Origin of the sequence: Enterobacter sp. Bisph1 (assembly GCF_000814905.1) — a bacterium.
GTDB lineage: Bacteria > Pseudomonadota > Gammaproteobacteria > Enterobacterales > Enterobacteriaceae > Kosakonia.
Window position 1 is genome coordinate 15,728 of the sequence record NZ_JXAG01000032.1, and the last position, 25,828, is coordinate 41,555.

Below are 25,828 nucleotides of genomic sequence, written 5' to 3' on the forward strand. Positions count from 1 at the left end.
ATCATGGCACGCGCTACGTCATCCTGCTATATCAGTTTGTGCATAACAGCCCTTTTTACACGCTGTTATGCGTGCGTTTTGCCGCTTCGTCTGGACTAATCCTCAACCTGCCATAACCTTTGTAAGGAACTGTTATACGTAAATTCCCGTTATCTGTTTCTGCAAGTTCTGCCTTGCGCTGATTAACATTGAAGCCGAAGCAATGACATTGAGGTTGTGCATGTTTGGTTTAGACGCGTTTTACCTGGCAAGAATACAGTTTGCCTTCACGGTTTCTTTTCACATTATCTTTCCGGCGATCACCATCGGTCTTGCCAGCTATCTGGCGGTGCTCGAAGGATTGTGGCTGAAAACCCGTAACCCGGACTGGCGAACGCTGTACCATTTCTGGTCGAAGATCTTCGCCGTTAACTTTGGTATGGGCGTGGTGTCCGGTCTGGTGATGGCCTACCAGTTCGGTACTAACTGGAGCGGTTTTTCCCAGTTTGCCGGCAGTATTACCGGGCCACTGTTAACCTATGAAGTATTGACCGCCTTCTTCCTTGAAGCGGGCTTTCTCGGCGTAATGCTGTTTGGCTGGAATAAAGTCGGGCCGGGCCTGCACTTTTTCGCCACCTGTATGGTCGCCCTCGGCACCATCATGTCGACCTTCTGGATCCTCGCCTCCAACAGTTGGATGCATACGCCGCAGGGCTTTGCCATTGAGAATGGCCAGGTTATTCCGCTGGACTGGGTCAAAGTGATTTTTAACCCCTCTTTCCCCTATCGCCTGATGCATATGACCATTGCGGCATTTCTCAGCAGCGCCCTGTTTGTTGGCGCATCTGCCGCCTGGCATCTGCTGCGCGGCAATAATACTCCTGCTATTCGCAAAATGTTCTCCATGGCGATGTGGATGGCGCTGGTAGTTGCGCCGATTCAGGCGATGGTCGGCGATATGCACGGGCTGAATACGCTGGAGCATCAACCGGCGAAAATCGCCGCCATTGAAGGCCACTGGGAGAACCGACCCGGCGAAGCCACGCCGCTATTGCTGTTTGGCCTGCCGGATATGGAAGAGGAGCGCACGCGCTATGCCGTGGAGATCCCGGCGCTGGGCAGCCTGATCCTCACTCACAGCCTGGATAAACAGGTTCCGGCGCTGAAAGAGTTCCCTGCCGATGAGCGTCCTTACTCGCCGCTGGTCTTCTGGTCGTTTCGCATTATGGTCGGGCTGGGCGTGTTAATGATTGGCCTGGGCGTCGCGGCGCTGTGGCTGCGTTTCCGTGACCGGCTCTATCAGTCGCGACCGTTTTTACACTTCGCACTGTGGATGGGACCGGCAGGCTTAATAGCGATTCTTGCCGGTTGGGTAACCACCGAAGTGGGTCGTCAACCGTGGGTGGTTTATGGCCTGCTGCGTACCGCCGATGCGGTTTCCGCCCATGGCGATTTGCAAATGAGCCTCAGCCTGCTGGCGTTCTTCGTGGTTTATTGCTCCGTCTTTGGTGTCGGTTACAGCTATATGGTGCGGCTGATTACCAAAGGACCCGATGAGCGTGACGAGCACGCGACACAAGGGACCCCGGCGCGACCGCTGTCGGCGGCGGGCGAACATCTCGACGCGGATGAGGATAAATAATGGGTATCGATCTTTCGTTAATCTGGTTTGTCATTATCGTCTTCGCCACCTTGATGTATATCGTGATGGATGGTTTTGACCTCGGTATCGGCATTCTGTTTCCGGTAACCCGTGACGCTCATGACCGTGATGTGATGGTCAATACTGTCGCGCCAGTGTGGGATGGGAATGAAACCTGGCTGGTGCTCGGCGGTGCGGGCTTGTTTGGCGCTTTCCCGCTGGCCTACGCGGTAATTATCGACGCGCTGACTATCCCGCTGACCTTAATGCTAATTGGACTTATCTTTCGCGGCGTGGCTTTCGAGTTTCGCTTCAAAGCAACCCAGAGTCACCGTGCGTTCTGGGACAAAGCGTTTCTCTCCGGCTCCCTGCTCGCCACCTTTACACAAGGTATTGTGGTAGGCGCAGTACTGAACGGCTTTAAGGTGACCGGACGCCAGTTTAGCGGCGGCGCTCTCGACTGGCTGACGCCGTTTAACCTGTTCTGCGGCGTTGGACTGGTGATCACCTATGGCCTGCTCGGCGCGAGCTGGCTGGTGATGAAAAGCGAAGAGCCGCTGCAGGGGAAAATGCGCAAAGCGGCGAGAAAACTGTTGCTGGCGATGATCGTGGTGATTGCGGTTATCAGCCTGTGGACGCCGCTGACCCACGCCGGGATCGCCGAGCGCTGGTTCAGCCTGCCTAATCTCTATTTTTTCTCGCCGGTACCGATTCTGGTTATCGCATTAAGCATCTGGCTGTGGCGCAGCCTGGGTAATCCGGACTACCACGCGCTGCCGTTTGTGCAGACGCTGGGGCTGATTTTTCTCGGCTTTAGCGGTCTTGGCATCAGTATCTGGCCGCATATTATCCCGCCGGATATCACCCTCTGGGAAGCCGCCGCGCCGCCGCAAAGCCAGGGCTTTATGCTGGTTGGCGCCCTGCTAATTATCCCGATTATTCTGGTCTATACCTTGTGGAGCTACTATGTGTTCCGCGGCAAGGTGCAGCATGGCGCGGGGTATCACTGATGAAACACTCTTTTTTACACCGCCTGATGTGGATGGTCTTAATCTGGGGCGGCAGCGTGATGGCGCTGTTTGCCGTCAGTATGGTGTTCCGTTTGTTAATGTCGGCGGCGGGCTTTAAATCCCATTAATCCCTCGCAATGCAAAATCCCGGCGATCCCTCACCGGGATTTTTTTCACTGGCTTACGCATTATCTCTGTCTAATCGTGCATTACCACGCTTTGCTCGACGGACAGGCGCGGCATACGGGTTTGCGCCGACGGGGCAGACATGTCGGGATAGCCAAAGGAGATGCCGAATAACAGACGATATTGATCGTCGACACCGAGTTCCTTGCGGATCAGATCGGCATGAAAACCGAGTAAGGTTTGCGGGATACCGGCGAAACCGCGCGCCGTTAGTGACAACAAAAAGCTCTGGCCATACATGCCGATATCAGACGCGACGCGGATATTGTCGCCAAATGTGGGCATAAACAAAAATGCCGCGTGAGGCGCGTTAAAGAAGTGGTAATTGCGCAAATAGGCTTCTTTGCGACGTTCGCTGTCTTCACGGGCAATACCCAGCGACGCGTAATAGAGCCGCGCTTGTTCATGGGCGCGCTCAAAATAGTCGCCATAAAAATCATCGTAGGAGAAGCTGAAATCTGGCGTCTGCTGGCCGGCCAAATCGTGTTCGATCATCAAATTGCCAAGTCGATTTTTCGTTTCGCCGGATACCACATGCACATGCCACGGTTGGGTATTGCAATTAGACGGTGAGTATTGCGCATCCTGCAATACCGCCTGAATCTGCTCCGGCGTTAATGGCTCAGGTAAAAATGCGCGCGCGGAAAAACGCTGGCGCACGGTTTCATCAAAGGTTTTCACTATATTGCTCATTCTCTGCTCCGCTGTCGATTTTGCCGTAGCTTAGCGATGAAAAGGCGAGGCTTAAACAGTACAATGCGCCACGGACCTTTGCGGATTACGCACAGATGAAAAAGCTCAGTCAGATCAGCACCCGCTCAATGCAGCTCTTTCTCGCCATTGTGCGCGAGGGAAATTTATCGGAAGTCGCCCGCAATGAAGGGCTGGCGGCCTCATCCCTTTCCCGCATTGTGCAGCAGCTCGAGCAGGCGCTGGAAACGCAGCTGTTGTACCGCAATACACGCGCCGTGATCGCCACCGAGGCGGGCCATCTTTATGCCGAGACGTTTCGCACTATGTTACAGCAGCTTACGGAGGCGCAAACCCAGGTGGATGAACGGCGCGAAGAGCCAGGCGGGCGTATTCGCATCAACGCCCCGACCTCTTTTGGTCTGCGCCATATTGGCCCGCGAATAAGCGCCTTCAGCGAACGCTATCCGCGCCTGCACATTGAGTTGAATCTCAATGATGATTACATCGATCCGTTTGCCGATGGCACCGATCTGCTGTTACGTATCGCCGCGCTGCAGGATTCCGAGTTACATGGACGTTTGATTGCGCCACAGCACTGTCATCTGGTAGCGACCCCTGCCTATTTGCGTCGTTATGGGCTGCCACAAACGCCGGAAGATTTACTTTCCCACCGGCTGCTGGCCTACCGCGGCAAGAGCGGTTTACAGCGCTGGCGCTTTCAGCAGGGTGAAAAAGCCTCTCAGTTTTCCCCGCAGGCAAAAATTGTCTCTGATAATGCGGAGTTGCTGCTGCAGGCGGCCCTCAGCGATGGTGGGATCCTGCTCTTTCCCGACTGGCAGGTGGGCGAGATGCTCAACCGCAATGAACTGGTCGCTCTGCTTCCCGATTATACCGCCAGCTATTCGGCCACCGCGCAGTCACTGTGGCTGCTTTATCCCGGTGGGAAATATCCCTCGCTTAATACGCGAACGGTGATCGACTTTTTAGTCGATAGCTTCGGTTCACCGCCTTACTGGCGCTATTTTGCGAAGCCTGCCCAGGAATAATCCCGTAGGCGGCAGGCTCCATAATCGCTTCACTTTTATATCGTCAAATCGTCGGCATGCACTAGATGCGATGTAATGATGAAAACGCAACATCGCGCCCGGATAATAACGACTAAGTCTTGCTATAAAAAAGACCCTGAACGATTAACGACAGGGTCTTTTTTAGCTCTGAATAACACGCCCTTAAAGGCGAAATAAAAAGTAGCCTGGCGGCACCCTATTTATTTACGTTTTGGCAATGTTTTTACCAGGTCGTCGGGGCTTATTGACGCGACGACGCTGCCCGGCAGCGGCATTTTCAGAATATGATTTTTAATCTTGCCCACTATATGCATTTCGCACGGACGGCAGTCAAAACGCAGGGTCAGCACTTCATCGCCGTGTACCAGCTGCATTGGTGTTGCGCGCCAGCTTTTAATATTACCTTTCGCCTGTTTCGGGCACAGATTAAAGGCGAAGCGCAGGCAGTGTTTGGTGATCATCACCGGCACATCGCCCTTCTCTTCATGGGCTTCAAAGGCGGCATCAATCAGCTGGACGCCATAACGGTGATAAAATTCGCGCGCTTTATGGTTATAGACGTTGGCGAGAAACGACAAATGCGTCTCCGGGTAAACTGGCGCAGGGTTGGCCACCGGTTTACGGCTGCCGCGCTGGTAGTTAGCCAACCGCGCCTCTTCCAGCATCTCCACGGTTTCGCGACGTAGCTGGTTTAGCAGGCTGTTGGGTACAAACAGCGCCCCCGGCAGGCTGATGCTGATCTCCTGGGCGTAATAGCGCGTCTGCCCGAGCTTCGCCAGCCCCTCTTTCAGGCTTTCCAGCGCCTTTTGTGCATTATTCGCTTCATCAAACTGCCCATCCAGCGTATGGGTTACGCTAACGCCGTCTTCACTGGTCAGGGTTAGCACCAGCTGTTCCTGCCAGCCGCCGAGTTCGATATCGACGGCGATTCGACGCTCGCTGGAGGTTTTCAGCAGCGCCTGCTGCCAGTTGTGATCGAGGTTGCGATTCAGCGCGTGGTGCGGGCGCAGCGAGCGCAGCGCGTCGGGCATCTCATTGGGGAAGACGCGGTAGCGATTGTCGGCGGTTTTTTCCGCGACGTTGACGCGAAAGCCCACCACTTCACGCTTAATCAGCACGTTGAGGCCGTCGCCGTTCGCCAGCGGTTCGGTTACTTCCACATCAAGATGATCTTTCCCAACCTTCAGCACTTCACCCACCGGCAGGCCAACGAATTTCGGTGAATCAAAAGCGCCGATATCAATTTTGCGCGCATTGACAAAATAGTCCGTGCTGCCGCGATGGAACGTTTTGTCCGTTGATGGAATAAAGAAGTGTTCGGTACGCCCGGCGGAGGCGCGCGCCAGATCGCCGCGATCTTCAATAATCGCATCCAGCATCTGGCGATAATGGGCGGTGATGTTTTTCACGTAGCTCATATCTTTATAGCGCCCTTCTATTTTGAAGGAGCGTACGCCCGCGTCGATCAGCGCCGCCAGGTTAGCGGACTGATCGTTATCTTTCATCGACAGCAGATGCTTTTCATAGGCCACTACGCGCCCCTGATCGTCTTTCAGGGTGTAGGGCAAACGGCACGCCTGCGAGCAGTCGCCACGGTTGGCGCTGCGCCCGGTTTGCGCATGAGAGATATTGCACTGCCCGGAGTAGGCCACACACAGCGCGCCGTGAATAAAGAACTCAATGGTGGCGTCCGTTGCGCTATGAATGGCGCGGATCTGCTCAAGGTTTAACTCGCGCGCCAGTACGATTTGGCTGAAACCGACATCGGAGAGAAATTTGGCTTTTTCGACGGTGCGAATATCGCACTGCGTGCTGGCATGCAGCTCTATTGGTGGGATATCCAGCTCCAGCACGCCCATATCCTGCACAATAAGCGCATCGACACCGGCCTGGTACAAATCGTGAATTAACCCGCGCGCGGGCTCCAGCTCATCATCATGAAGAATGGTATTAAGCGTAATAAAGACTTTCGCGCCGTAGCGATGAGCGAAAGGCACCAGTTCAGCGATATCGCGCAGGCTATTGCCCGCATTATGACGCGCGCCAAAACCGGGGCCGCCAATATAGACCGCGTCGGCACCGTGCAGGATAGCCTCACGGGCAATGGCGGTATCGCGAGCCGGGCTCAACAGTTCAAGATGATGGGGGTGCAGGCGCATACAATTGTCGTTATCCATTATGTGCAAAATGGCGGCTATTGTAGTCACATCGGGCAGGTTTCTCCACCTGCCGCAGGGGGAATTTGCGCCCGCTGGCAATGCAATATTGAAATTGTTATTTCCGCGCGGTTTTCGCCCGCGCTAGAGTGATGACTCTGACATTCCCCATCAAGTATCTCGCGTGTTTTGGTTGCAGGTGGGCAAGCAGGCAGTATGCATGTGGCTTGTTGGCCGCCCTGCAGCGCAAAGCATGGGGGTAAACGTGGTTAGTCGTGTGATTTGTCGTCGTTTTTTGCCGCAGGGGTGCCTGCGGCTTTTTCTTTTGGATAGTGAATCAAGGAGTGGAAATGCACCGTATGCGGCGAACTGTTGCGGTACGCGTGCGCTTCGTCACCGGCAAAACGTACTCCCATCCCGGAAGTGTAAACCTTCCAGTCGCCCTTCAGGCAGAGATCCAGCGCGCCGTTAATCACAATCACATGCTCAATCACCCCGCTTTCATGAGGCGTTGATTCACTAACCGCGCCCGGCGCGAGAGTAATGGAGAAGAGATCAAAGTGCAGTTTTTCGTCCCACGGAAACAGCGGCGTGATCACCATTGCCTGCTGGTCGGGATCGTAGGCGTACGGCGTATCGCTTTCGGGCGGCGCAATAAAGGTCGAAAAGGGAACGTTCAGGCCGGTGGCGATTTTCCACAGGGTCGCCACCGTCGGGCTCGATTCATTACGTTCGATCTGCCCGAGCATCGCTTTCGAGACGCCGGTCTCCTCCGCCAGCCGGGAAAGGCTCCAGCCACGGCCCTGACGCAGAAGCTTTAAGGTGCTTGCCAGGTAATCTGCGATGTTCATTGCGCCTCCGCGAAGAAAAATCCGGGGCAGTATAGCGCAGCGTAAATGTTTTCGAGAGCGAAACTGTTGGGCTATGCGTGCGGTAATATATCCCCGCCTTGTGCGTTATAGCGTCCGATGATAATTTATCTGGATGCTATAACGCACAAGGAGTTTCCATGCCCGTTGACACCCTTTCTCACCCTGCACGGCTCCCGTTTAGTAGCGTACTGGCAGGTTTTGTCGCCGTACTGGTGGGCTACGCCAGTTCGGCAGCGATTATCTGGCAGGCGGCCTCTGCCGCAGGCGCGACGGCCGACCAGATCGGCGGCTGGCTGACGGCGCTCGGTCTGGCAATGGGTATCAGTACCCTGGCGCTGAGTGTGTGGTATCGCATGCCGGTACTTACCGCGTGGTCAACGCCCGGTGCGGCACTGCTGGCAACCAGCCTGCAAGGCGTTTCGTTGAACGAAGCCGTGGGTGTGTTTATTTTTGCCAATGGGTTGATTGTGCTGTGTGGGTTAAGTGGGCTGTTTGCCCGCCTGATGAAAATTATTCCGTCGGCGCTATCGGCGGCCATGCTGGCCGGGATTCTGCTGCGCTTTGGCCTACAGGCGTTTAGTAATATCGAAGCACACTTCCTGCTGTGCGGCAGCATGCTGCTAGCCTGGTTAATCTGTAAGACGCTGGTGCCGCGTTACGCCATAATTGCCGCGCTTATCGTCGGCGCGTTGGCCGCAGTGATTCATGGTGACGTTGTCACAAATAATCTGCACTTTACCGTTGCAACACCGCAATATACCGCGCCGGAATTTCACTGGTCGTCCCTGGTCAGCATCGGTATCCCCTTCTTTCTGGTTACCATGGCCTCGCAAAATGCGCCCGGCTTCGTCACGCTGCAAGCGGCGGGCTACTCGCTTCCGGTCTCGCCGTTAATTGCCTTTACCGGCGCGCTGGCGCTGCTGCTTTCGCCGTTCGGTGTCTTTTCGATTTGTATTGCCGCGATCTCGGCCGCGATTTGTCAAAGCCCGGATGCCCACCCGTTGCGAGAAAAGCGCTGGCTGGCGGCGGTATGCGCCGGTGTATTCTATCTGCTGGCGGGTCTGTTCGGCGGTTCGATAACCTCGCTGCTGGCCGCATTGCCGATGAGCGGTATCCAAACGCTGGCGGGACTGGTGCTGTTAAGCACTCTCAGCGGTAGCCTGCATCAGGCGTTAACCAGCGAGCACGTTCGCGATGCCGCAGTAGTGACCTTTCTGGTGACCGCCAGCGGCGTCACGCTGCTGGGGATAGGCTCGGCATTCTGGGGATTAGCGATAGGAGGCGCGAGTTACGCCATTTTGCCGTTAGCGCGTCGCCCGTAGCTGCGAGGGGGTAACGCCTGTGGCCGCTTTGAAGCGGTTGCTGAAGTGGCTGGCAGAATTAAACCCGCAGGCCAGCGCGATACGGATCAGCGCCTGGTCGCTATGTAACAGCAACTCTTTTGCCCGCGTTATGCGGCGCTGCATAACAAACTGATGCGGCGCGATGCCCATCGACTGGCGGAACATACGCGCGAAATGGTATTCGCTCAGCGAAGCCTGTTGTGCCAGATCCGACAGCAGCAACGGTTCAGACAGATGCGCGTCAATGTACTCCAGCACCGTGCGTAACGACGCTGGCGCTAACCCGCCGGTAATCGTCGGCAATTGCCACTGTACGTTGCTGTAGTGCTGGATTAAGTGCGTTAGCAACAGCGTCGAAGCGGTACTAAGGGTTAACTGGTTGGCATTTTGCTGCCAGTCGCAATCGAGCAAAAACTGGCGATAGAGGGCGGTAATAGCCTCATCCTGTGAGAAGGTTTTCTCGTTCAGGGTGAACGATGCCGGGCTGCGATCCCACACCTTTTCCCCGACGTCGCGCAGATGTTCGTCCGTGCAGTACAGGTGAACAAAAGAGAGATCGGCGCGCAAATCCCATACGGATTCGCTCTCTTTGGGCATCAGGCAAAAGCGATCCGGCCCACCGCCATTTCTCCAGCCATAAGGGGTTTTGTGGTAGCTCTCATAGCCATCGGCCACGTACAGACTCAGGGTATGATGATTGCAATACTGGGTAATATAGTCGTGTGTATTCGACCATGCGGCAAGTTGGATGCCCGAGTGCAGCGCCACCGCATTGTGTAAAACGGCGTGATGTTTACATAAGTTTACAAATGCTTCATAGTAACCAGACATGCGCAAAAATCATCCTTAATTCACCCTTACTCAGTCTAGGAATAGCTGACGTCTGAAACCAGCGCTGTATCAATAAAAGCGCAAGAATACGCAAGTGCAGCGCAAGCCGGTGCAATCGTAAGGATGCGGGCTTTGTCACACTGGGTATATCTATACCCATCGGAATTTATTATGAACGCATTACTCTACGGCCTGGTGGTATTTATCTGGGGAACGACCTGGATAGCGATCTATTTGCAACAGGGGCCGGTTGCTGCGCCAGTATCTATTTTCTGGCGTTTTGCTCTGGCAACGGCGGTGATGATGCTGTTGCTAATCGTGCGGCGTAAAGTACATGCTTTGTCGCTGCGCGATCATCTGTTTTGTCTTTTGCAGGGTTGCTGCGTGTTCTGTTTCAACTTCTGGGCGTTTTATACTGCCGCAGCCTGGATAAATACCGGTCTGGAATCGGTGATTTTCTCGATGGCGGTATTGTTTAACGCCGTCAACAGTTACCTCTTTTTTGGCCAAAAACCCCCTGCGCGCTTTTTTGTCGCTGCCCTGTTGGGACTGTCAGGAATTTTGACGCTGTTCTGGCAAGATCTGGTTAGCAGCGGCTGGAGCGCAACGGTATTAATGGGGATGGGACTTTCGGCGCTGGCGACGCTGGGTTTTTCGTTTGGCAATATGATTAGCCTGCGCCATCAGCGCCAGGGTCTGACGACGCTGACCACCAACAGCTGGGCGATGCTTTACGGCACGCTACTTATTGCGACGATTGGCCTGTTACGCGGGGATGATTTTACCCCGCAGTGGACCGTCACCTATCTTGCCGCACTGGCCTATTTGTCGCTATTCGGCACGGTGATTGCCTTTGGCGCCTACTTTACGCTGATTGGTAGAATCGGTCCCAGCCGAGCGGCCTACAGCGCCCTGCTGTTTCCGCTGGTCGCCTTGACCATGTCGTCCCTTTTTGAAGGCTATCGTTGGCATGTAGAGGGAGTCATCGGGCTGGTGTTGATCCTTATCGGTAATCTGGTGATGTTCGTCCACCCGGAAAAATGGGTTTGGCGAGCGCGGCATGTCGCGAAACAGTAACGCTTCATATCGCGACGTCACAGGATGAAAAACGCCGCCTGCTGACAACAGGCGGCTTCGACTCATTCCTGTCTGTCCACCTGCCAGAAAATATGTTTGCCAAACGGGTCGATTTCGTAGCCCTGCACCTCTTTGCGCACCGGTTCGAAAATGGTCGAGTGGGCAATCATTACCGCTGGCATTTGATCGTGCATCATCTGCTGCGCCTGTTTGTAAAGTGCGACACGTTTTTCCCGATCGTTAATCGTCTTCGCATCGGCGATAATTTTGTCGAACGGCGGATAACACCATTTTGCCGAATTGGAGCCGCCCTGTGCCGAGGTGCAGGTAAACAGCGGACCAAAGAAGTTGTCCGGATCGCCCGTCGCCGTCGTCCAGCCCATTAACGCCGCCTGGTGCTCGCCGCCCTTCACTCTTTTTAAATATTCGCCCCACTCATAGGTGACAATTTTTGTCTGGATCCCCACTTTCGCCCAGTCCGCCTGAATCATCTCGGCCATGCGTTTCGCGTTGGGGTTATAAGGGCGCTGCACCGGCATTGCCCATAAATCGATAGTCGTTCCCGGCGCAATTCCCGCTTCTTTCAGCAACGCTTTCGCTTTTTCGGGATCGTAGTCGTAATCCTTCAGATTACTGTCCGCACTCCAGACGCCCGGCGGTAGCAGGTTTTTTGCCGCCGTCCCGGTGCCCTGGAACACGGCTTCAATAATCGCCGGTTTGTTGATTGCCATTGCCAGCGCCTGGCGCACGTTGACATTGTCCAGCGGCGCTTTTTGCGTATTGAAGGCGAGGAAACCGGTATTGAGCCCGGCTTTGCTCATCAGGGTGATATCTTTGTTCTCTTTCAGCCGCGGCAGATCGGCCGGATTGGGGAACGGCATCACCTGACATTCGTTTTTCTCGAGTTTCGCTACGCGCACCGAGGCATCCGGCGTGATGCTAAAGACCAGCCGATCGATTTTGGCTTTGCCCTGCCAGTAGTGGTCGAAAGCGGTGAACAGAATGCGTGAATCTTTCTGGTACTGTGCGAGGCGGAACGGCCCGGTGCCAATCGGGTCCCGGTCGACACGCTCGGGCGTTCCGGCTTTCAGCATCGCATCGGCATATTCAGCCGACAGGATCGAGGCAAAATACCAGCCCAAATCGGCGACAAACGGCGCTTCGGGATGGGCCAGCGTAAAGCGCACGGTGCGATCGTCGACTTTGTCGATAGCGGTGATTAGCGTACCGAACTGCAGGCTTTCAAAGTTGGAATAGGTGCCGTTAGAGACGTTGTGATACGGGTTGTTGGCATCTTTTTGCCGCATAAACGAGAAGATCACATCATCGGCATTAAAGTCGCGGGTCGGCGTGAAGTATTTATTGCTGTGGAATTTCACCCCCTTGCGCAGATGGAAGGTATAGATCTTGCCATCATCACTGACCTCCCAGCTTTCGGCGAGGCTCGGTTGCAGCTCCGTTGTGCCGACTTTGAAATCCACCAGCCGGTTATAAACCGGTACTGCGCTGGCATCGACGCTGGTGCCGGAAGTATAGAGTTGTGGGTTGAAGTTTTCCGGCGAGCCTTCCGAGCAGTAGACCAGCGTTTTCGCCGCCACAGAAGAACTCACTATCAGCGCGGCCAACGCCAAAGCAAGTGTTGTCGGTTTGCCAATCATAGTTTTTCCTGTTGTTTTATTGTTAATGCTTGTGGTTTGCCCTCTCATAAATAACATTAAAGTGAATTTGCAAACACCTGATAATACGAATAAAGAAGGAATCACTATGTCGTCATCCCTTGCCAGTCAATTAACGCATCGCTTCTTTCGCTACCTCAGCATTACCAGCCAGAGCGACGCCGCCGCCAGCACGTTACCGACCACCGCCGGGCAATTTGAGATGGCGCGAGAGCTGGCGCTTGAGCTGAAAACCCTTGGTCTTGACGAGATTGTGATTGATGAGCATGCCACCGTTACGGCCGTGAAAAAGGGCAATGTTCCCGGCGCGCCGCGCATCGGTTTTATCACTCATATCGATACCGTTGACGTCGGTTTATCGCCACATATTCATCCACAGATCCTGCGCTTTACCGGTGAAGATCTCTGTTTGAATCGTGAGCGGGATATCTGGCTGCGCGTTGACGAGCATCCGGAGATCCTCGCTTACCCGAATGAAGAGATTATTTTTAGCGACGGTACCAGCGTGCTCGGTGCGGATAATAAAGCCGCCGTTACCGTGGTGATGACGCTACTGGAAAACCTGACGGCGGAGCACCGCCACGGCGATATTGTGGTGGCCTTTGTACCGGATGAGGAAGTAGGATTGCGCGGGGCAAAAGCGCTGGATTTGCAGCGTTTTGCCGTCGATTTCGCCTGGACTATCGATTGCTGTGAACTGGGTGAAATTGTTTATGAGAACTTTAACGCCGCCAGCGCGCAAATAGAATTCACCGGCGTCACCGCACATCCGATGTCGGCCAAAGGGGTGCTGGTAAATCCCCTGCTGATGGCGATGGATTACATCAGCCATTTCGATCGTCAGCAGACGCCGGAGCATACCGAAGGCCGTGAAGGCTATATCTGGTTTAACGGTATTAATGCGGTTCAGGGCCACGCCACGCTGAGCGCCAGCATTCGTGATTTCGACAGCGCCAGCTTTGCCCAACGTAAACAGCAGATTGCGGATGTCGCAGCCCACATCGCCGCCCAGTACCCAACGGCAAAGGTGGAGTACACCATCAGCGACACCTATAGCAATATCAGTAACGCCATTGGCGAGGATCGCCGGGCCATTGAACTGATGTTTAGCGCGATGGAATCCTTAGGCATTACGCCAAAGCCAACGCCGATGCGCGGCGGCACCGACGGCGCGGCGCTGTCGGCAATGGGTTTGCTGACGCCGAATTTCTTTACCGGCGCGCATAATTTCCATTCGCGCTTTGAGTTTCTGCCGCTGCGCGCGTTTGAAGCCTCTTATAACGTGGCGCTGCAGCTGTGCCTGATGGCGGCGCGGTAAAAGCCGATTTAAAGGCGGGCATCTCGCCCGCCATCACCGTTATCAGGCAGCCTTGCGCGCCAGCATGGTGGCGAAGCGCAGTTTGATGCGGTTGCCGTTAGCATCGGTGCGGTGCAGTTCACCCAGCTCTTCGTTATATTTCAGCAGCTCCCAGCCGGTGTAGTAATCGCGCAATTCACCCTCTTTAAAGGCGAACGGGAACCCGACATTGCACGGGTAATCTGCCGTATCCATCGCTGCAACAATCAGGTTATAGCCGCCGGGTTTGGTGCAGCGCTGCATATTAGCAATCAGGCCAGGGATGGTTTGTGCTTCGAGGAACATCATCACCACGGTGGAGAGAATAAAATCATACTCGCCGTCGAAATGCAGAGTATTGAGATCCACCGCGTCAATATGCAGGTTCTCCAGCCCTTCCGCCGCGCGGATATTTTGCAGGTTGCTCAGGCTGTTCGGATTTTTATCCCACGCGGTTACGTCAAAGCCGCGGTTGGCGAGAAACAGGCTGTTGCGGCCATTGCCGCAGCCGAGATCCAGCGCTTTGCCAGGCTGAATATAGTTCATTGCGTTCAGCACTTCCGAATGTGTCGGGGTCATGCTGTATTTCTCAGTAAAGTAGTTATCGGTGCGGGTGGTCATGCTGTTCCTCAAATATCGCCGTTTTTAAAGTTGCATTTTACATGCATTTTATTGCTTTCGTTCGCGGATAGCCAGCAGCGAAAAATTTGCTACGTTTAACTCTGGCGGACGGGAGAAATGTAGCATGAATAAGTATCGACTCAGTGATGAGGCGCGCACCTTTCATTATCTATTGAGCGGTGAAAAGCACGCTGTTGCGCTGCGACAGATTATCGCCCTGCGCGATTTCCATGATGTCACCGCAGGCAGCGCTGGCGGCTGGGTTGACGACGACGATGTGCTGGATCAGCAGGGAAATTGCTGGATTTATGATGAAAACAGCATGGTGTTTCTGGGGAGCCGGGTGCGTAATGACGCGAGGATCACCCAGCCCTGCGTGATTTGTCATGATGTCATTGTTGAAGATAACGCGTGGGTGGACGGCAGCGAATTAAGCCACGGCGCACGGTTAAGTGCCAACGTCACTGTGCAATCTTCTACCGTACGCGGAATATGCCACTTGCGCGATAACGCCCGCATATTAAGCGGCTGCGACATTATCGCCACCCTTGGACTGACGCAGGAGAGCGGTCAGGTGTTGCAGATTTACGATCGCGCCACCGTTAGCCATTCACGCGTTGTCCACCAGGCACAGATTTATGGTGATGCCATCGTTAATTATGCGTTTATTGAACATCGCGCCGAAGTGTTTGATTTCGCCCTGCTCGAAGGCAACGAAGTGAATGATGTCTGGGTTTGTGACTGCGCCAAAGTCTATGGCCATGCGCGGGTGGTTGCAGGCGTTGAGGAAGATGAGATCCCGACCCTTCGCTACAGTTCGCAGGTGGCGGAAAACGCGGTCGTCGAAGGCAACTGCATTTTAAAACATCACATTCTGGTGGGCGGCTATGCCTGGCTACGCGGCGGGCCGTTGCAGCTCGATGAAAATGTGGTGATTCAGGGCAACGCTCGCGTGCACGGCAATGTGCTGATCGCACATCAGATTGAAATCACCGATGACGCGGTGGTCGATGCGCAAGAAGGTGAAAGCATCCTGCTGCGCGGACCTAAAGTGATCAACGGCGCGCAGCATATTACCCGCACACCGCTGGTGGGCTCGTTATGAGTAATCGACGATCTTTGCCCAGATATTCTGGTCGTCATAGCTGCCATTGAGGAATTCCGCCTGCTTTAGACAGCCTTCAAGGGTAAAGCCGTTACGCCTGGCCACCTGATTGCTGGCGAGATTGGCGACGCGGCATTTGATAACAAAGCGGCGGATTTCGCCCCGGCGGGCATAGAAGTCGATCATCGCGGCCATCGCTTGCGATAAAATCCCCTGCCGCTGGACATCCTCATCCAGCCAGTAGCCGACATAGGCCGTTTTATTAGACGGCTCAATGGCATTAAAGGTCAGCACCCCAATCACAGCTTTATCCCGCACAATCATAAACATTTTGGCGTAGCCGCGCTGGTGCAGCAGGACATTGCTCTGCGCGGTTTTACGCGTGCCCTCTACCGACGAGACATATTGCGGCCAGTTAAGAAACTGCTGTAGCCAGGCGCGATTTTTCACAATCAGCTGATGCAGTTCTTCGACATAATGCTCGGTGATGGCATGTAGTTTCAGGCGCTCATCTACTGAAATCAGGGTATCGTCCATTGCAGCTCCATAAAATATTTGCCCCCATATGGGGGCAAAAAACTAGCGCATTACGCGTTCATTAACATAACACACACTGGTAAAGATTTAGACAAAATCTCCGTTAAGGGATATTCGGGTTCGCCGGTAAAATGATTATCGACGCGTCATAGCTGAGCCCAGTGCTTATTGAATGTCCGCGATATCGATAATGAATACACCATAGCAAAAGTTCGGATCCCAATATAGTGGGATATCATCTCCTTCTGCATTTACTTTTAAAAATCGTTCAAAACAATAATTTCTCCCCAGCTTTTCTTTTTGTATAAAGTTAAATTTCGTCCGGTAACGTTTATTTTTTCTGCTGGGGTATTTGTTTTTTAATGCATAATAGGTTTGCCGACTTCCTATCACTATCGCCATTTTAATCAATTTCCAGCCTATAAAATCATGGCGAACCGTAATTTCATTTTTATCAAACTTTATAAAATCCTCACTAATATTTCTGATGAAATCCGCTACTGATGATTTATTGGATTCGGTTTTTATTTCAACGGCGAGAATGATATTATTCAGGTATAACATAAAATCCATTCTCTTTAGGGAATTATCGCTGTAACGCTGTTCCCTGTCGAATTCATAAGGTTTTTTAGATCTAAACAAATGGCACAACTCAATCTGCAACCACCCCTCCCATCCTCCATACCCCATAGAAGTAGCTATTTTTTCCCGATTGAGGCGTACCCATTTATACACAGTATCCGCCACATCACAGATGGCACTATTTTCTGCATCGGTAAGCGTTGGAAGCTTGTCACTTCGGTAAGGTGCATTTGGGCCGGGGGAAGATTTAATTTCGCCAACTGCTTCTTGTGAACTGTCAGAACTGCAAATGCTATCGGCTCTTAGCATTGCCGAATCATTCCTTTCCATTATATTCCTCTACGACTTTTATAAATGAGATGTTATTTTTCATTCTCTAATGCTAAAAAGGCAATACAGTCATTTTTAATTATGTGGATAACATCTATTTTTTCATAAATTCAGTAGTTTCATTTACCTATATTATATATTTTTAGGGTAGGTAATATTCTGCATGAATCTAATGATTGATCAGTTTCTCAACTTTATATTTATGGGGGATGCTAAATAATGCCGGCCAGATCAGAAAAGCATTCGCCCCCATACGGGGGCGAAAAATTAGCGCATTACGCGGTCATCGATATAGTTACGCTTATCCGCCGCGGGTGGGAAATATTGGTAGAGCCAGGTTTCGCTGATGGCGTCCCCTCTGCAGCGCAGGAACATACGCATCTCGACGGGGTCGGTGGAATCGTTAGTCGGATACCAGTCGAACAGGATACGGTAACCGTCAAACGGCTCGACATAGAGGATCTCAACCTGTTTTGCCTCGCCGTTCGATAAGGTAATCACCGGCTCGATGCCTTTCGGCGCGGCGGCTTTCAGATCGCCGCCGACAAAATCGATGGCGAAGCGGCGCGCCCATTTTTCCGGGTAGTGTTCGCCCGGTGCCCAGCCTTCCGGGAAACCGCCCATACCGGTACGGGTCGCGTAGACGCGTGCCAGCGGTGAACGCACCGGCGGCATTGCGCTCCAGTAAAGCCGATACTGGAAGGCAAAATCATCCCCCGCTTTCACCGGTTTTTCCGGCTGCCAGAAGCAGACAATGTTATCCAGCGTTTCCCCGGTGGTCGGGATCTCCATCAGGCTGACCGCCCCTTTGCCCCACTTGTTGCGTGGTTCAACCCACAGGCTTGGGCGCTTGTTATACCAGCCCATCACATCCTGATAGTGAGCAAAATCGCGGTCGAGTTGCAACAGACCAAAGCCCTTCGGGTTTTCATCCTGGAAGGCATTAAACTGCAGTTTTTGCGGGTTGTTCAGCGGGCGGCAGATCCACTCGCCGTTGCCCCGCCACATTGCCAGGCGGTCGGAGTCATGAATTTGCGGGTGGATCGTATCGCAGACGCGGCGCTCATTATTACCGCAGCTGAACATACTGGTCATCGGCGCAATACCCAGCTGTTTAATGTCTTTACGCGCGTAGAGGCGGTTGTCGACATCCATGATCACCTGGCTCTCTTCGCAGTGGATCACGAACTTATAGGCACCGGTAAGGCTCGGGCTATCGAGCAGTGCATACACCGTAAAGGTGGTATCGGACGCTTTCGCTGTTTCAAACCAGAAAGCGGTGAAGTCCGGGAACTCTTCCGGGGTATCGGTAAAGGTGTCAATTGCAACGCCGCGTGCGGAAAGACCGTACTGGAAGGTGCTGTCCACCGCGCGGAAATAGCTTGCGCCGAGGAACGAGACGATATCGCGGCGCGCAAGCTCCGGCGCTTGAAAAGCGCGGAAACCTGCGAAACCGAGATCGCTTTGCCCTTCCAGCTGTTTGGTATCGACACCTGCGTCGTGGTAGTTAAACAGCTCCGGGCGAAAGTGAATTTCACGCGCCTGATGGCTGTTCTGATCGAGGGAGAACATGCGTACCCGGCGGCGAAAACCCATGCCGACGTGGAAGAACTGCACGTCAAGCTGGCGGCCTTCAACGGAATTCCACAGCGAGTGCTGCGCGTCATACTGAATACTGTTGTAAGCCTGCGGCGTTAGATTCGCCAGCGTGTTGGGCAACGCCTTCGGCGCGCCGCCCCACGGCTGTTGTGCCAGGTCGTGCGCCATGGACTGCAGCACGGAGAAATCAAAACTGCGGCTCTGGCCATCGGCGATGTCGTTTTCCGCAGCAAACGCCGCACGGGAAAAGAGCGATGCTACGCCGGTGGTGCCGTAAGTTGCGGCAAGGGCCATGGATGCCTGAATAAATCGTCTGCGGTTCATGCCTGGTAACACGTCCTTCTGGTCGTCAAATGGCATTTCGCGATGCGCGAAACAGCGGCAAAAACGTTTTTTAATGAACGCATCACTCTAGACAAAATTCATTGAGAATCCAATTGTTGGCCGGCGATTATCTGCACGAAATGTAAAATATTTTCTGTTGATAAGCACCGCCCGAAAGCGGTGAAAAGGTCTGTTTGTTGGATAAGCATTGCCCCGCCATGCGTGCGAAAAGCAACGCAGGGGCTACAAAAGTGAGCTTTTAATCCAGCTTCACGTGCTGGTGCATCACCCGGCGAAAGAGGCTTAGGCGGGCGCGCATAAAGCGGTTCGCCATGCGAAATCCTGCATGTTTATTCAAGCCGATACGTAACAACCGATCGCGGCCGCGAACGCAGGCCTTCCAGTTGACCGGGCCGGGCAGCGCGTCGCTATGGCGTGTGGCGTGGGCAGCAAAGGCGACCCAGTAATCGGCAATGTGGGCGGCAAAGGCGAGATCCCGCGCGTTAACATAGCGGTTTGACGGCTCGGCAAGCAGCAGATTATCAAACACATAAGGTACTTCATTACCGTGCCACGCGCCGTTGACGTAAACGTCGTGCGCCGCTTCCGCCACATAATCAAACCAGTAACGCCAGCAGGGTTGCCCCACCCGCTGTTGCGCCTGCATAACGACCAGCCCAAGGGTGGTAAAGGCCATATCGCGGCAGACCTGACGGCCAAGCTCCGCATCGCCCTTTACCCCAGGATAGAGCAGCCGGATTAGCCCGAGGCCCAACCGCTGCTCGCGGCGCAGCTTTTCAATTTGCCCGGCCAGATCGACACCAAATTCTGCCATTACGCTGGCTTCGTCGCTGTTAGAACCGACAATCACCGGCATTGAATGCTGTCGCCCGGCAAAAAAAGTGTCGAGCATCGGTTCCGGTGATACGCTATCCCCGGCGATCGGTGTCGGGGCGATTTTTAGCGCGCCGTCCAGTGACCAAAAGGCGTCGGCCGGCAGCGCACGAAGTTGATCGGCGGTAGCATTTTGCAGACCAAAATGGGCGGCGACCGCCTTCCCTTTTGCCAGTGCGGTGGCGCGCGGGGTATCCGGTAAGGTATAGCTACTTTGGATAATGCCTTTGTGGAACAGCCCTGTTGCCAGCGGTGAGGCCATTAATGCCATAACGCTGCGTCCTCCGGCGGATTCACCGAACAGCGTGACGTTTGCCGCATCGCCGCCAAAGGCGGCGATATTCTCCTGTACCCAGCGCAACGCCGCGATTTGATCGAGCAGGCCGAAGTTATACAGGCGCTCGCCCGCCTGTGCTTCAAGAGCCGGATGGGCGAAGAAGCCAAGATGCCCAAGGCGATAATTGACGGTGACCAGCACAACGCCGCGGGCGGCCAACGCTTTTCCGTCATAGGGTGCCAGCCCGCCGGAGCCAATGGTAAACCCGCCGCCGTGCAGCCAGACCATTACCGGCAGCGGTTTTTTCCGCGTTGCCGGTGACCAGATATTTAAATAGAGACAGTCTTCAGAGAATTGGCCCGGATCGCCGCCGCCTACCTGCTGACAATACTCGCTGTTTTGCCAACTGGCGGCGGAGAAAGAATCCGCCATGCGCACGCCCTGCCAGGACTGCGGCGGCTGCGGCGCGCGCCAGCGCAATTCTCCGGTGGGCGGAGCGGCAAAGGGAATACCGCGCCAGATATGAAAACCCTCTTCACTGCAGCCAAGTAAGCTGCCCTGGCGGGTATGCACCAACGCGGTTGATGGATTTTCCATAACATCATCCAGAAAAAACAGATGTGCGGATGATTACCTTTTTCACAAAAGACCGCAACGCCGTTTGCTGCGGGCTTCGGCTTCCTCATAGAGTGTGAACTCGTCTAACACCGGACACCCGAGGGCGGCTTCGAACTGCTGCTGGCTGGCGTTGCCGTGACTGCGCGCCTGGGTTTCATTGCCGAGGTTAGACTGAAAAATCCCGGCGGCGCTGACGGGCAGGAAATCTTCATAGGTGATCGGCTGCGCCACCACCCAGCCGCGCTCGATCAGCGGCTGCGGATCGTCGCCGGGACGAATCGCCTGGCGGTGCGCTTCACCGGTGGGCGTCAAGCGATAACGGAACCACGCGAGACCTTGCTTGCGCAACAGCATCTCGCTGTCGGGGAAGGCTTTAAACACCTCCATTAAATGCATCTGGTGTGTCAGGTTATCTTTGCCGGTTCCGGCGCTGGTCAGCAGTTGATCATAAAGCGCACGCCCTTTCGGCGTTAACGCCACGCCGCGCTGTTCAATCTCACCAAAACGCGCGGTGTGCATTCCCTTGTGCTTGCCGTTAAACAATACCGGTTCATTCAGCGCTTTGAAGCTGGTCTGGCGCAGCAAAATCGGCACTTCGCGCCGCGGCGGCCCTTCAATGAGAATTTTCGGCTCAATGCCGTATTCCGGCATTAACGCCTGCACCCGGTCAATATCCAGCGTACGCGGTGTTAAGTGGTTGATATGGCAGCCGGGGAAACAGACCACATCGGCAATCAGGCGATGCTCATTATGCAGCGCCTGATAGGTTTGCTCATCGACGGTGGCGTGACCATGCCAGCGGAAGGTTTCCAGCGCTTCGGCAACAAAGGCATCGGCCTGCTGCGGGGTAAAACCCCCGTTCAGCTCGTGCACCTCAATTAACTGGCGGCAGGCTGGCGTAAAAATGTCTCGCTTCGCCAGAATCGCGGCGGCTTTGTTGCGCAAGGCTTCGTTCTCAATCAGTTCCAGGCGCAGCAGCGAGGTAAAAATACGAAACGGATTGCGGGCCAGCGCCCCATCGTCAATCGGGCGAAAGGCGGTAGAATGGACCGGCACGCCTGCCTGTGAGAGATCGTAATAGCTGACCGGAAACATCCCCATAATGGCGAACATGCGCCGCAGGGTGGAGAGCTCATCGGCGGTCCCTACCCGAATAGCGCCATGGCGCTCAACGTTAAGCCGCGCTAATTCATCGGCGTTCGCCAGTTGCTCGTGTAGCCGCGCGTTGTTTTCAAGCACCGCCAGATTGACGTCTGCAACCAGCTCCAGCAGCGTGCCGTACTGCGGAACTTCCTGCTGGTACATGGCCGACATGGCCTGTGAAAATTGTTCCCGAATCTCATCAGCCGTGATGCTGTACGCCATAGTGTAATCCCTCCAGTGTGTTCTCTCTGGAGTGTAGAGAAGGCTTTTTACGTGTGTACCAGGAAATTTACAAAGTGTGATCGTGGCTGAAAACGCGCATCGCGCGCCGGGTAACGAACATAACGAAAGATTATGAATAAGCGCCTGGCAAAACCCTATCAACATGCTGGTTACGTCACATTGCGGGCAGAAGAGGTTTGTAACTTAAAGAGATTAAATGTTAATAATATTTTGCTTTCTGGTTATCAATATTAAACAACTTAACTTACCGGCGATTGCGTACACCTTTAACATCATCTTATGGAAAAACACGGTATGTTCTCTCAGCGCATTCGACTGCGCCATTTGCACACATTCGTTGCCGTCGCTCAACAAGGGACGTTGGGGCGCGCGGCAGAAACCCTTAACTTAAGTCAACCTGCGCTGTCGAAAACCCTCAATGAGCTGGAACAGCTCACCGGTAAGCGCCTGTTCGATCGTGGACGTATGGGCGCACAGCTTACGCTGGTTGGCGAGCAGTTTCTCACCCATGCGGTACGCGTGCTCGATGCGGTCAATATTGCAGGACAGTCCCTTAATCACACTACTGAACAGAAAAACGATCTGATCCGCATCGGCGCGCTGCCTACCGCCGCGCTGGGGATTTTACCGGCGGTGATTGGTCAACTACACAAACAGCAGCCGGATATTACGATCCAGGTCGCCACCGCCAATAACCCGATGATCCTCGCCGGGCTAAAGTCTGGTGAACTCGATTTGGGTATTGGGCGAATGTCCGATCCGGACTTGATGAGCGGGTTGAGCTATGAACTGCTGTTTCTCGAGTCGCTAAAACTGGTGGTGCGCCCCGGCCATCCCCTATTGCAAAGCACTGTCACCCTGAGCCGGGTGCTGGAATGGCCGGTGGTGGTGCTACCCCAAGGGACGGTGCCGCGACAAAATACCGAGGAGCTGCTCGCCAGCCAGAGCTGTAAGTTGCCCTCAGGTTGTCTGGAAACCCTTTCCGCCTCGCTATCGCGACAGCTCACCGTCGAGTACGACTATGTCTGGTTTGTGCCGTCTGGGGCGGTGAAAGATGATTTGCGCCTCGGTTCGCTGGTGGCGCTACCCATTCCTGCCTCGGGGATTGGCGATCCGATTGGCATTATCACCCGCGTTGATCATCCCCTGCCGCCCGCGGCTCATGCCCTTATCGCGGCGATCCGCAAAACGATGCCGGGGTGATCCCGGCTCGCTTACTCTCTTCCGGTTGCGCAACAGGTAAACAACTGGTTAAAAATGTGATAAAAAAGGCCGTTGATTAAGGGCCGTTACGCAACGACCTTAACGCAGTAGCCATCCGTAGCCGGAATAAGAGATGAAATTTAAAACCGCAGTCAAACCCTACCGCGCAGCTGCCGGTGGTTTGGGTTCCCTTGAAGCGACCACGCGCTTCGTTATTGACAGCAAAAACGCCTTAAAAAACATGCGCAATCTGCTGCGTATGAATAAAGCCCGGGGATTTGATTGCCCCGGCTGCGCATGGGGCGATGATAATAAAAGTACCTTTAGTTTCTGCGAAAACGGTGCCAAAGCCGTCACCTGGGAGGCAACGCGCCGCCAGATAGACGCTGCTTTTTTTGCGCAACACAGCGTGAGCGCCCTGACTCGCCAGAGCGACTATTTTCTTGAATACCAGGGACGTTTAACCGAACCGCTGCGTTACAACCCGCAAACGGATCGCTATGAGCCGATTTCATGGGCTGACGCCTTTGCAATGATCGGTGAACATATCCGTGCGATGGATCACCCCAATCAGCTGGAGCTGTATACCTCAGGTCGCGCCAGCAACGAAGCGTCCTACCTTTATCAACTGTTTGGCCGCATGGTCGGGACCAATAATTTCCCGGACTGTTCCAATATGTGCCATGAAGCGAGCGGTGCTGGGCTTAAACGCAGCATTGGCGTGGGAAAAGGCACTATTCATCTGGCGGATTTTGAACAAGCGGACGCCATTTTTGTCTTCGGGCAGAATCCCGGCACAAACCATCCGCGCATGCTGCATAGCCTGCGTCACGCCGCAGATCGCGGTGCGCGAATTGTCACCTTTAATACCCTGCGCGAGCGCGGCCTTGAGCGTTTTGCCGATCCGCAAAAACCGCTGGAAGTGGTCACTTCAAAGGCGGGCGCAATCAGCTCATCCTATTATCAGCCACGCCTCGGCGGCGATATGGCGGCGGTGCGCGGCATTGCCAAAGCGCTGCTGGAAACCCAGCGCCAGCGTCTGGCAAAAGGTGAAGAGAGCTTGTTTGACGATGCCTTTATTGCCGAACATACCAATGGGATTGACCAATGGTTTGCGCAAATCGACGCCACATCCTGGCAGAGCATTGAGCAACAGTCCGGCCTGAGCCAGCAGCAGCTGCGCGATGCCGCCGTGGTTTGGCAACAGGCGAAACGGGTTATCTGCACCTGGGCGATGGGCATTACCCAACATAAACACTCGCTGGATACGGTGCGTGAAATCACTAATCTGCAGCTGCTTGGCGGCCATTTAGGTAAACCCGGCGCCGGGCTTTGCCCCGTTCGCGGTCATAGCAATGTGCAGGGCAATCGCACTATGGGGATCGACGAAAAACCGTCGACCGCCCTGCTCGACAGTCTTGGCCGTCATTTTAATTTCAACCCGCCGCGCGAACCCGGCCACAATACCGTGGAAGCAATTTCGGCGATGCTGCGGGACGACGTAAAAGTACTGATCGCCCTTGGCGGCAACCTGGCCGCCGCTGCGCCCGATACGCCGCGCACCTGCGAAGCGCTGCGCCGCTGTGGGCTGACGGTGTATATCAGTACCAAACTTAACCGCAGCCATCTGATGCCGGGTAAAGCGTCATTAATTCTGCCGACGCTGGGGCGCACAGAAGAGGATGTGCAGGCTAGCGGCCGCCAGTTCGTGACGGTAGAAGACTCCTTTAGTATGGTGCATGCCTCTGAGGGTATCGGCAAACCGCTGGCAACGACGCAGCGTTCAGAAACGGCGATTGTCGCCGGTATCGCTGATGCCACTCTTGGCAAGGAGAAGCTGGACTGGCGGGCGTTGGCCGGGGATTACAACCTGATCCGCGAGCATATCGCCGCGACAATACCAGGCTTTGACAACTTCAACGCGCGTTGTGAAGAGCCGGGTGGTTTCTGGCTGGGTAATGCCGCCGCCGACCTGCGTTTTGCTACGCCGTCCGGCAAGGCGGAATTCAGTGCCGCTGTGCTGCCGCAGTCGGTCTGTCCGGAAACGGACGCGCCGTTTGTATTGCAAACCCTGCGCTCCCACGATCAGTACAACACCACGATTTACGGCCTCGATGACCGTTATCGCGGCGTTTATGGCCAGCGGGACGTGCTGTTTATGCACCCGGATGATATCGACGCCCTCGGCCTGAAGGATGGCGATCGCGTCGATATTGAAACCCGCTCAACGGACGGTATCGAGCGACGGGTGGAAGATTTCCGCCTGGTGGCGTATGACATTCCGCGCGGCAATCTGGCGGCCTACTACCCGGAAACCAACCCGCTGGTACCGCTGACCCGTTTTGGCGATGGCACCGGTACGCCCACCTCGAAATCTATCCCCGTTAGCGTCACGGCGGCGCACGCTCGTCAGACCTTGCGGATTGCCTGAAAACGGCGCTCGCACTGTGCGGGCGCCTGAGGATTATTTATAGGATCGGCACA

Annotated in this window: 21 protein-coding genes; 10 read left to right on the forward strand and 11 right to left on the reverse strand. The window is 54.6% G+C overall.

Annotated elements, in window-relative coordinates; all coding sequences use genetic code 11:
- Positions 1-220: 220 nt before the first annotated feature.
- The 3 genes from RW65_RS06875 to RW65_RS21680 are packed head-to-tail and all read left to right on the forward strand — an operon-like array spanning position 221 to position 2,759.
- The gene (locus RW65_RS06875; protein ID WP_039055961.1) at positions 221-1,621 is read left to right on the forward strand and encodes a cytochrome ubiquinol oxidase subunit I; all 1,401 of its coding nucleotides are present in this window, start codon (positions 221-223) and stop codon (positions 1,619-1,621) included.
- Positions 1,621-2,631 carry a cytochrome d ubiquinol oxidase subunit II gene (gene cydB / locus RW65_RS06880; protein ID WP_039055962.1) on the forward strand — a complete coding sequence of 337 codons (1,011 nt, stop codon included), beginning with the start codon at positions 1,621-1,623 and terminating at the stop codon, positions 2,629-2,631. Before RW65_RS06875 ends, cydB begins: the two co-directional genes overlap by 1 nt.
- Entirely contained in the window at positions 2,631-2,759 is a 129-nt protein-coding gene (locus RW65_RS21680; protein ID WP_072037713.1) for a DUF2474 domain-containing protein, read from the forward strand. The genes cydB and RW65_RS21680 overlap by 1 nt, the downstream gene beginning before the upstream one ends.
- 70 nt (positions 2,760-2,829) lie before the next feature.
- Here RW65_RS21680 and RW65_RS06885 read toward each other — a convergent pair whose 3' ends face one another.
- A complete protein-coding gene (locus tag RW65_RS06885) occupies positions 2,830-3,510 on the reverse strand; it encodes a nitroreductase (RefSeq protein ID WP_039055963.1) in 681 nt (226 codons plus the stop codon).
- Positions 3,511-3,605: 95 nt separating this feature from the next.
- Here RW65_RS06885 and RW65_RS06890 point away from each other — a divergent pair, with 95 nt between their 5' ends.
- Complete coding sequence (locus tag RW65_RS06890) at positions 3,606-4,556, forward strand: LysR family transcriptional regulator (RefSeq protein WP_039055964.1); 951 nt, start codon at positions 3,606-3,608, stop codon at positions 4,554-4,556.
- Between the two features lie 221 nt (positions 4,557-4,777).
- Here the strand turns inward: RW65_RS06890 and RW65_RS06895 are convergent, their stop codons facing one another.
- Both RW65_RS06895 and RW65_RS06900 read right to left on the reverse strand, forming a co-directional pair.
- Positions 4,778-6,736, reverse strand: a complete 1,959-nt coding sequence (locus RW65_RS06895) for a peptidase U32 family protein (protein ID WP_039055965.1) — start codon at positions 6,734-6,736, stop codon at positions 4,778-4,780.
- A gap of 266 nt (positions 6,737-7,002) precedes the next feature.
- The gene (locus RW65_RS06900; protein ID WP_039055966.1) at positions 7,003-7,584 is read right to left on the reverse strand and encodes a helix-turn-helix domain-containing protein; all 582 of its coding nucleotides are present in this window, start codon (positions 7,582-7,584) and stop codon (positions 7,003-7,005) included.
- Positions 7,585-7,742: 158 nt separating this feature from the next.
- Here RW65_RS06900 and RW65_RS06905 point away from each other — a divergent pair, with 158 nt between their 5' ends.
- Complete coding sequence (locus RW65_RS06905) at positions 7,743-8,927, forward strand: benzoate/H(+) symporter BenE family transporter (RefSeq protein WP_039055967.1); 1,185 nt, start codon at positions 7,743-7,745, stop codon at positions 8,925-8,927.
- Here the strand turns inward: RW65_RS06905 and RW65_RS06910 are convergent.
- Positions 8,910-9,779 (reverse strand): helix-turn-helix domain-containing protein, encoded by an 870-nt coding sequence (locus tag RW65_RS06910; protein WP_039055968.1) that lies wholly within the window; start codon positions 9,777-9,779, stop codon positions 8,910-8,912. The genes RW65_RS06905 and RW65_RS06910 overlap by 18 nt on opposite strands.
- A 171-nt stretch (positions 9,780-9,950) precedes the next feature.
- Between RW65_RS06910 and RW65_RS06915 the strand changes: the two genes are divergently transcribed.
- Positions 9,951-10,856, forward strand: a complete 906-nt coding sequence (locus tag RW65_RS06915; protein ID WP_039055969.1) for a DMT family transporter — start codon at positions 9,951-9,953, stop codon at positions 10,854-10,856.
- A 62-nt stretch (positions 10,857-10,918) separates the two neighbouring features.
- Here the strand turns inward: RW65_RS06915 and RW65_RS06920 are convergent, their stop codons facing one another.
- Positions 10,919-12,514, reverse strand: a complete 1,596-nt coding sequence (locus RW65_RS06920) for an ABC transporter substrate-binding protein (RefSeq protein WP_039055970.1) — start codon at positions 12,512-12,514, stop codon at positions 10,919-10,921.
- Between the two features lie 106 nt (positions 12,515-12,620).
- Between RW65_RS06920 and pepT the strand changes: the two genes are divergently transcribed.
- Positions 12,621-13,850, forward strand: a complete 1,230-nt coding sequence (pepT, locus tag RW65_RS06925; RefSeq protein WP_039055971.1) for a peptidase T — start codon at positions 12,621-12,623, stop codon at positions 13,848-13,850.
- Between the two features lie 42 nt (positions 13,851-13,892).
- Here the strand turns inward: pepT and tehB are convergent, their stop codons facing one another.
- Positions 13,893-14,489, reverse strand: a complete 597-nt coding sequence (tehB, locus tag RW65_RS06930; RefSeq protein WP_039055972.1) for a tellurite resistance methyltransferase TehB — start codon at positions 14,487-14,489, stop codon at positions 13,893-13,895.
- A gap of 124 nt (positions 14,490-14,613) precedes the next feature.
- On the opposite strand from tehB, the gene ydcK reads away from it, so the two are divergent.
- Entirely contained in the window at positions 14,614-15,594 is a 981-nt protein-coding gene (ydcK, locus tag RW65_RS06935; protein ID WP_039056098.1) for a YdcK family protein, read from the forward strand.
- Here ydcK and rimL read toward each other — a convergent pair.
- From rimL to hglS, 5 genes are all read right to left on the reverse strand, one after another.
- Positions 15,589-16,131 carry a 50S ribosomal protein L7/L12-serine acetyltransferase gene (gene rimL, locus RW65_RS06940; protein WP_039055973.1) on the reverse strand — a complete coding sequence of 181 codons (543 nt, stop codon included), beginning with the start codon at positions 16,129-16,131 and terminating at the stop codon, positions 15,589-15,591. The two genes, ydcK and rimL, sit on opposite strands and share 6 nt — an antisense overlap.
- A gap of 165 nt (positions 16,132-16,296) precedes the next feature.
- Entirely contained in the window at positions 16,297-17,043 is a 747-nt protein-coding gene (locus tag RW65_RS06945; RefSeq protein ID WP_039055974.1) for a hypothetical protein, read from the reverse strand.
- 267 nt (positions 17,044-17,310) lie between these two features.
- Positions 17,311-18,966 (reverse strand): glucan biosynthesis protein D, encoded by a 1,656-nt coding sequence (locus tag RW65_RS06950; protein ID WP_039055975.1) that lies wholly within the window; start codon positions 18,964-18,966, stop codon positions 17,311-17,313.
- A 259-nt stretch (positions 18,967-19,225) separates the two neighbouring features.
- The gene (locus tag RW65_RS06955; RefSeq protein WP_039055976.1) at positions 19,226-20,734 is read right to left on the reverse strand and encodes a carboxylesterase/lipase family protein; all 1,509 of its coding nucleotides are present in this window, start codon (positions 20,732-20,734) and stop codon (positions 19,226-19,228) included.
- A gap of 42 nt (positions 20,735-20,776) precedes the next feature.
- Complete coding sequence (gene hglS / locus RW65_RS06960) at positions 20,777-22,120, reverse strand: 2-oxoadipate dioxygenase/decarboxylase HglS (RefSeq protein ID WP_039055977.1); 1,344 nt, start codon at positions 22,118-22,120, stop codon at positions 20,777-20,779.
- Positions 22,121-22,420: 300 nt separating this feature from the next.
- Here hglS and RW65_RS06965 point away from each other — a divergent pair, with 300 nt between their 5' ends.
- Positions 22,421-23,344, forward strand: coding sequence for a LysR substrate-binding domain-containing protein (locus RW65_RS06965; RefSeq protein ID WP_039055978.1), 924 nt, complete (start codon positions 22,421-22,423; stop codon positions 23,342-23,344).
- A gap of 133 nt (positions 23,345-23,477) precedes the next feature.
- Positions 23,478-25,775 (forward strand): FdhF/YdeP family oxidoreductase, encoded by a 2,298-nt coding sequence (locus RW65_RS06970; RefSeq protein ID WP_039055979.1) that lies wholly within the window; start codon positions 23,478-23,480, stop codon positions 25,773-25,775.
- Positions 25,776-25,828: the final 53 nt, after the last annotated feature.

Excerpts from the sequence above, each read along its gene's own strand:
- RW65_RS06970 (WP_039055979.1), top strand. The coding sequence starts at position 23,478 with ATGAAATTTAAAACCGCAGTCAAACCCTACCGCGCAGCTGCCGGTGGT.
- RW65_RS06945 (WP_039055974.1), bottom strand. The coding sequence starts at position 17,043 with ATGGAAAGGAATGATTCGGCAATGCTAAGAGCCGATAGCATTTGCAGT.
- RW65_RS06920 (WP_039055970.1), bottom strand. The coding sequence starts at position 12,514 with ATGATTGGCAAACCGACAACACTTGCTTTGGCGTTGGCCGCGCTGATA.
- RW65_RS06890 (WP_039055964.1), top strand. The coding sequence starts at position 3,606 with ATGAAAAAGCTCAGTCAGATCAGCACCCGCTCAATGCAGCTCTTTCTC.
- tehB (WP_039055972.1), bottom strand. The coding sequence starts at position 14,489 with ATGACCACCCGCACCGATAACTACTTTACTGAGAAATACAGCATGACC.
- RW65_RS06965 (WP_039055978.1), top strand. The coding sequence starts at position 22,421 with ATGGAAAAACACGGTATGTTCTCTCAGCGCATTCGACTGCGCCATTTG.
- RW65_RS06950 (WP_039055975.1), bottom strand. The coding sequence starts at position 18,966 with ATGAACCGCAGACGATTTATTCAGGCATCCATGGCCCTTGCCGCAACT.
- RW65_RS06900 (WP_039055966.1), bottom strand. The coding sequence starts at position 7,584 with ATGAACATCGCAGATTACCTGGCAAGCACCTTAAAGCTTCTGCGTCAG.
- RW65_RS06885 (WP_039055963.1), bottom strand. The coding sequence starts at position 3,510 with ATGAGCAATATAGTGAAAACCTTTGATGAAACCGTGCGCCAGCGTTTT.
- RW65_RS06875 (WP_039055961.1), top strand. The coding sequence starts at position 221 with ATGTTTGGTTTAGACGCGTTTTACCTGGCAAGAATACAGTTTGCCTTC.
- RW65_RS06910 (WP_039055968.1), bottom strand. The coding sequence starts at position 9,779 with ATGTCTGGTTACTATGAAGCATTTGTAAACTTATGTAAACATCACGCC.
- RW65_RS06915 (WP_039055969.1), top strand. The coding sequence starts at position 9,951 with ATGAACGCATTACTCTACGGCCTGGTGGTATTTATCTGGGGAACGACC.
- pepT (WP_039055971.1), top strand. The coding sequence starts at position 12,621 with ATGTCGTCATCCCTTGCCAGTCAATTAACGCATCGCTTCTTTCGCTAC.
- rimL (WP_039055973.1), bottom strand. The coding sequence starts at position 16,131 with ATGGACGATACCCTGATTTCAGTAGATGAGCGCCTGAAACTACATGCC.
- hglS (WP_039055977.1), bottom strand. The coding sequence starts at position 22,120 with ATGGCGTACAGCATCACGGCTGATGAGATTCGGGAACAATTTTCACAG.
- cydB (WP_039055962.1), top strand. The coding sequence starts at position 1,621 with ATGGGTATCGATCTTTCGTTAATCTGGTTTGTCATTATCGTCTTCGCC.
- RW65_RS21680 (WP_072037713.1), top strand. The coding sequence starts at position 2,631 with ATGAAACACTCTTTTTTACACCGCCTGATGTGGATGGTCTTAATCTGG.
- ydcK (WP_039056098.1), top strand. The coding sequence starts at position 14,614 with ATGAATAAGTATCGACTCAGTGATGAGGCGCGCACCTTTCATTATCTA.
- RW65_RS06905 (WP_039055967.1), top strand. The coding sequence starts at position 7,743 with ATGCCCGTTGACACCCTTTCTCACCCTGCACGGCTCCCGTTTAGTAGC.
- RW65_RS06895 (WP_039055965.1), bottom strand. The coding sequence starts at position 6,736 with ATGCGCCTGCACCCCCATCATCTTGAACTGTTGAGCCCGGCTCGCGAT.
- RW65_RS06955 (WP_039055976.1), bottom strand. The coding sequence starts at position 20,734 with ATGGAAAATCCATCAACCGCGTTGGTGCATACCCGCCAGGGCAGCTTA.